Annotated in this window: 5 protein-coding genes; 4 read left to right on the top strand and 1 reads right to left on the bottom strand. The window is 71.2% G+C overall.

Going from position 1 to position 5,868, the window contains the following annotated elements; translation table 11 throughout:
- Nucleotides 1-20: 20 nt before the first annotated feature.
- Nucleotides 21-1,364 carry an MFS transporter gene (locus ACFO60_RS40560; RefSeq protein WP_380852811.1) on the bottom strand — a complete coding sequence of 448 codons (1,344 nt, stop codon included), beginning with the start codon at nucleotides 1,362-1,364 and terminating at the stop codon, nucleotides 21-23.
- A 348-nt stretch (nucleotides 1,365-1,712) separates the two neighbouring features.
- Here ACFO60_RS40560 and ACFO60_RS40555 point away from each other — a divergent pair, with 348 nt between their 5' ends.
- The 4 genes from ACFO60_RS40555 to ACFO60_RS40540 all read left to right on the top strand — a co-directional run.
- On the top strand, nucleotides 1,713-2,558 hold the full coding sequence (locus ACFO60_RS40555; protein WP_380852808.1) for a shikimate dehydrogenase: 846 nt from the start codon (nucleotides 1,713-1,715) through the stop codon (nucleotides 2,556-2,558).
- Between the two features lie 10 nt (nucleotides 2,559-2,568).
- The gene (locus tag ACFO60_RS40550; protein WP_380852805.1) at nucleotides 2,569-4,290 is read left to right on the top strand and encodes a bifunctional sugar phosphate isomerase/epimerase/4-hydroxyphenylpyruvate dioxygenase family protein; all 1,722 of its coding nucleotides are present in this window, start codon (nucleotides 2,569-2,571) and stop codon (nucleotides 4,288-4,290) included.
- A 9-nt stretch (nucleotides 4,291-4,299) separates the two neighbouring features.
- Nucleotides 4,300-4,953 carry a TetR family transcriptional regulator gene (locus ACFO60_RS40545; protein WP_380852802.1) on the top strand — a complete coding sequence of 218 codons (654 nt, stop codon included), beginning with the start codon at nucleotides 4,300-4,302 and terminating at the stop codon, nucleotides 4,951-4,953.
- 416 nt (nucleotides 4,954-5,369) lie between these two features.
- The coding region (locus ACFO60_RS40540) for an endo-1,4-beta-xylanase (RefSeq protein ID WP_380852799.1) at nucleotides 5,370-5,868 on the top strand (499 nt) is incomplete at its 3' end.

The following is a 5,868-nucleotide window of genomic DNA, read 5'->3' as shown; positions in this document are numbered from 1 at the left end:
CGCCCGGCGCGGCGCGCCGGTCACGCGACCGGTTCCCGCCGCGCCGGGCGGCGTCCCAGTTCCCCGGTCGGCACCTGGTGGGTCTCCCTGGCGGTGGCGACCGCGACCGCGCTGATGGCGCAGAGGATCGCGGTGAAGATCCCGACGCCGGTCCATCCGTGCAGGCCCAGCCAGCCGTCCGGGGAGACGATGCCGGCGGCGGAGGCGACGGCGAAGCCCGCGATCGCGAAGCCGATCTGGGTGCCGATCGCCATGCCGGACATGCGCACCTTGGTGCTGAACATCTCGCCATAGAGGGAGGGCCAGATGCCGTTGGCGGCGCTGTAGACGACGCCGAGCGTGAGGATCCCGACGGTGAAGACGAGCGGATAGCTCTTGGCGTTGATCGCCGCGAGGTAGGCGAAGATCATGATGGGGCTGCCGACGGCGCCCACGAGGAAGACGGGCCTGCGGCCGACGCGGTCCGACAGCCGGGCCCACAGCGGGATGGCCGCGAGGGCGACCACGTTGGCCGCGATGCTGACCCACAGCATGGTCGCCTTGTCGAGCCCGATCTCGTCGCTGGTGGCGTAGTTGAGCGCCCAGACCGTGAAGATCGTGCTGACGGTGGCGATCAGGGCAGCGCAGACGACGCGCAGCACGCTCGCCCAGTGGTCGCGGAAGAGCACCGCTAGCGGCATCCTCGGCACGGTGCCCTGGGCGACCTCCTGTTCGAACGCGGGCGTCTCGGCGAGCCTCCTGCGGATGACCCAGCCGGCCACGGCGACGACGACACTGAGCAGGAACGGCACCCGCCACCCCCAGCTGAGCAGCTGTTCCTCAGGGAGGGCCGCCACCGGAATGAAGACCAGGGTCGCCAGGATCTGGCCGAACTGCGTTCCGTTGAGGGTGAAGCTGGTGAAGTAGCCGCGGCGGTCCTCGGGTGAGTGCTCGAGCGTCATGGAGTTGGCGCTGGCCTGCTCGCCCGCCGCCGACAGGCCCTGCAGGATGCGCATGAGCACCAGCAGCACGGGGGCGAGGCCGCCGATCTGGTCGCGGGTGGGCAGGCAGCCGATCAGGAAGGTGGACACGCCCATGAGGACCAGGGTGAAGACCATGATCTTGCGCCGGCCGAACCTGTCGCCGACGTGGCCCAGGATGACGGCGCCCACCGGCCTGGCTGCGTACGCGACGCCGAAGCTGGCCAGCGACTGCAGGGTGGCGGTCGCGGGGTCGGAGGTGTCGAAGAAGACCTTGGAGAAGATCAGGGCGGCGGCGCTGCCGTAGATGAAGAAGTCGTAGTACTCCAGGGCACTGCCGATCCACGCGGCGACGGCCGCCTTGCGTGGAGTGCCCTGGTTGACGCGGGGTGGGCTGTCGGTCACGTGTGGCTCCTCGGTGACGTGGTCGACGGTCCCCCGGATACCGTTTCCCGCTGTTTACGAACTAGGTAGTTAATTAACGTCGCGGCAATGCTGCAGGTGACCCCCGTCACATGTCAAGGTCGCCCGGCTCGAAGCCGCCACCGGCTCGCCGGCCCTCCGGTCCCGATCGGCCGGCGGGGCTCCGGGCCGGCCGGGAGCCCGTCCGCGCGGACGGCCGTCCCGCGCGCCGCGCCCTTGCCACGTCTAGCGAAGTAACGTACTAGTCCGTACATTAGAGCCTGTCCCACTCCCCCGAGGCCGTCCCGCGCGACGCCCCCCAAGGCGTCCGGCGCCGGAGAGGAAACACCGATGGACGCGTTCCTGACCGGGCTGATCGGCTCCGGCATCGGCCCGTCGCTCAGCCCGGCGCTGCACGAACGCGAGGCCGCCCACCACGGGCTGCGCTACATCTACCGGCTGCTGGACACCGACGTCCTCGGACCGGACGTCGGAGAGCTGCTCCGCGCGGCGCGCCGCCTCGGCTACGACGGGCTCAACATCACCCACCCGTGCAAGCAGTCCGTCATCCCCCACCTGGACGAGCTGTCGCCGGACGCGCGCATGCTGGGCGCGGTCAACACCGTCATCTTCGACGGCGAGCGCGCCATCGGCCACAACACCGACTGGACGGGCTTCGCCGAGTCCTTCGCCCGCGGCCTCCCGGACGCGCCCACCCGGCGCATCGTGCAACTCGGCGCGGGAGGGGCGGGGGCGGCGGTCGCGCACGCGCTGCTCACCATGGGCGCCGACCAGGTCACCCTCGTCGACGCCGACCCGGCGCGCGCGAGCGCGCTCGCCGCCGGGCTGACCGGACGGTTCGGGGCGGGCCGCGCCCGTCGGGCGACCCACGACGACCTGCCGGAGCTGCTCGCCGGCGCCGACGGCCTGGCCCACGCCACGCCCACCGGCATGGCGGGACACCCCGGCCTGCCGCTGCCCGCGTCGCTGCTGCGCCCGGACCTGTGGGTCGCCGACATCGTCTACCGGCCGCTGGAGACCGAGCTGCTGCGCCGTGCCCGGGCGCTCGGGTGCCGGACGCTGGACGGCGGCGGCATGGTCGTCTTCCAGGCCGCGCACGCCTTCCGGCTGTTCACCGGCCGCACCCCCGACGCCGAGCGGATGCTCGCCCACCTGGTCGACCTGGTCACCGCCTAGAGGAGGAGACGTGCGCAAGTCCATCGCCACCGTGTCGGTGAGCGGCACGCTGACGGAGAAGCTGGCCGCGATCGCCGCCGCCGGATTCGACGGCGTGGAGATCTTCGAGAACGACCTGCTGGCCTGCCCGCTCCCGCCGGAGGAGATCCGGCTGCGCGCCGCCGACCTGGGCCTGACGATCGACCTGTACCAGCCGCTGCGTGACTTCGAGGCGATGCCGGTCCCCGACCTGCGGCGGGCCGAGCGCAAGTTCCAGGTGATGGAGCGGCTCGGCGCGGACATGCTGCTGGTCTGCTCCAACGTCTCCCCCGACGCGGTCGACGACGACGAGCTGGCCGCGGCCCAGCTGCGGCTGCTGGCCGAGCGGGCCGCCGCGCACGGCATCCGCGTCGCCTACGAGGCGTTGGCCTGGGGAAGGCACGTCAACGAGTATCTGCACGCCTGGCGTATCGTGCGCCTTGCCGGCCACCCGAACCTGGGCGTCTGCCTGGACAGCTTCCACATCCTGTCGCGGGGCTCGGACCCGATCGGCATCGAGGCGATCCCCGGCGAGAAGATCTTCTTCCTCCAGCTCGCGGACGCGCCGCCGCTCGCGATGGACGTGCTCCAGTGGAGCCGCCACTATCGCTGCTTCCCCGGGCAGGGCGGCTTCGACGTCGCCGGTCTGACCGGCCACGCGCTGAACGCCGGATACACCGGCCCCCTGTCGCTGGAGGTGTTCAACGACCACTTCCGGCAGGCCGACGCCGGACGCACCTCCCGTGACGGCATGCGCTCGCTCATCGCGCTCGAACAGGCCCTGGACGGGTCCGCGCACCCCGCCGCGCCCACCGGCTTCGCCTTCGCCGAACTGGCGGCCTCCGGTGCCGTCGTCGAGGTGCTCGCGGCGCTCGGATTCGCCCGTACCGGCCGCCACCCCACCAAACCGGTGGAGCTGTGGGAGCAGGGCGGGGCGCGGCTGCTGCTCAACGCCACCGGGGGCGATCCCGCGTTGCTCGCCATCGGGCTGGACACCCCCGATCCGGCCAAGGCCGCCGGCCACGCCCAGGCGCTGCTGGCTCCGGTCCTGCCGCGCGAGCGCGAGCGGCAGGAGGCGGCGCTCGACGCGGTCGCCGCCCCGGACGGCACCCAGATCTTCTTCTGCGACGCGACGTGGCTCGGCGACTTCAGCCCCGCCGGGCCGGTCGCCGGAGAGATCACCCGCATCGACCACGTGGCGCTCACCCAGCCCTGGCACCATTTCGACGAGGCCGCGCTGTTCTACCGCGGCGTCCTCGGCCTGCGCGCGCAGGAGAGCCTGGAGGTGGCGGACCCCTACGGCCTGCTCCGCAGCAAGGCGATGTCGGCGCCCGGCGGCGCGGTGCGCATGGTGCTCAACCTCGCCCAGGTCGGCACCGGCGACATCGCCCGGCAGCACGTCGCGCTCGCGTGCCGCGACGTGCTCGCCGTCGCCCGCAGGCTGCGCGCCCGGCGTCCGGACCTGCTGCTGCCGATCCCGGGCAACTACTACGACGACCTGTCCGCGCGCTACGACGCCGACCCCGCGCTCCGCGAGCTCCGCGAGCTGGGCGTGCTCTACGACCGCGACGAGCACGGCGAGTTCCTGCACCTCTACACGGTCACGCTGGGCCGGGTCTTCTTCGAGATCGTCCAGCGAACCGGCGGCTACCAGGGGTACGGAGCGGTCAACGCCCCGATACGGCTCGCCGTGCAGCGCGCCGGTGGTCACTAGGATGGGCGGATGACCCCGCAGCCCGCCACCAGGGAACGTCAGCGTGACGCCGACCGCACCAAGGCGGAGATCCTCGAGGTCGCCCAGCACGAGTTCGCGCGGCACGGCTACGCGGGGGCGCGGGTCGACGAGATCGCGTCCCTCATGCGCACCACCAAGCGCATGATCTACTACTACTTCGGCAGCAAGGAACAGCTGTACATCGCGGTCCTGGAGAAGGCCTACGCCGAGGTGCGCGCGGTGGAGCGCACGGTGGACGTCGACCACCTGGCGCCGGTCGCGGCGATCCGCACGCTGGCCGAGCTCACCTTCGACCACCATGACGCGCACCGCGAGTTCATCAAGCTCGTCGCCATAGAGAACATCCATCGCGCCGAGCACATCCGCAAGTCCGAGGCGCTGGCCAACCTGGGCACGCCGGTGCTCGACCTCATCGAGCGCATCCTCGCGGCCGGCACGGCGAGCGGCGAGTTCGTCGCCGAGGCCGACGCCATCGACGTGCACATGATGATCAGCGCCTTCTGCTTCTTCCGCGTGGCCAACCAGCACACCTTCGGCGCGCTGTTCGGGCGCGACATGACCGCGCCGGAACACCGCGCCCACCAGCGCCGCATGATCGGCGACATGATCGTGGGCTACCTGCGCGGCGCGGCCTCCATCTGACGCGGCGTCCCGCCGCGGAGCCGCGCGCCCGGCGCCACGGACTGTGATCACGACGTGCTGAAAGATTCATCGACGATCCCGTCCCGGCACGACGGCACCGCGGACGGTACCGACGTCGGAGCGTGTTCGCGGACGCCGACGCGAGAGGGCGCCATCGACACTTTTGACATGTTACAGACAGGTTTCCAAACTGGGTCCCGAGGCGCTTTCCGCGGTCGGATCGGTGGTGTGGCGGCGGGGATCTCCTTTCCGTGACGTCCTCGTGGCGCGCGTTCCCGGTCATAGTCGGGGCGGCGGGCACGCTTGGGCGTCGCCGCGTTTTCCCGCTGTTTCCGAGACTCAGTTGTGGAGGCTCCGGCATGAGCACGAACGCCACCCCCCTGGATCGATCCCGGCGATCACGCAACACTCGCCGGATGCTGCTCGCCTGTGCCCTCGGTGTACTCGGCACGATCACGGCGCTGACGTCGACGCTGCCCGCCGGCGCCGCGGCGAGCACGCTCGGCGCCGCGGCCGCGCAGAGCGGCCGCTACTTCGGCACCGCCATCGCCGCCGGCAAGCTCGGCGACTCGGCCTACACCACGATCGCGAACCGCGAGTTCAACATGGTGACGGCCGAGAACGAGATGAAGATCGACGCCACCGAGCCCAACCAGAACCAGTTCAACTTCTCCAACGGCGACCGGGTCTACAACTGGGCCGTGCAGAACGGCAAGCGGGTCCGCGGCCACACGCTGGCCTGGCACGGCCAGCAGCCCGGATGGATGCAGTCGATGTCGGGCAACACGCTGCGTCAGGCGATGATCAACCACATCAACGGCGTGATGGGCCACTACAAGGGCAAGATCTACGCCTGGGACGTCGTCAACGAGGCGTTCGCCGACGGCAACTCCGGCGGCCGGCGCGACTCCAACC

It is taken from the genome of Sphaerisporangium dianthi, assembly GCF_042654065.1.
GTDB lineage: Bacteria > Actinomycetota > Actinomycetes > Streptosporangiales > Streptosporangiaceae > Sphaerisporangium > Sphaerisporangium dianthi.
Note: the sequence above shows the minus strand (reverse complement) of the source record. Positions and strands in the feature narration are given on the sequence as shown.

What these genes read in the sequence shown, in the direction of transcription:
- ACFO60_RS40545 (WP_380852802.1), top strand. Translation starts at nt 4,300, where the DNA reads ATGACCCCGCAGCCCGCCACCAGGGAACGTCAGCGTGACGCCGACCGC.
- ACFO60_RS40555 (WP_380852808.1), top strand. Translation starts at nt 1,713, where the DNA reads ATGGACGCGTTCCTGACCGGGCTGATCGGCTCCGGCATCGGCCCGTCG.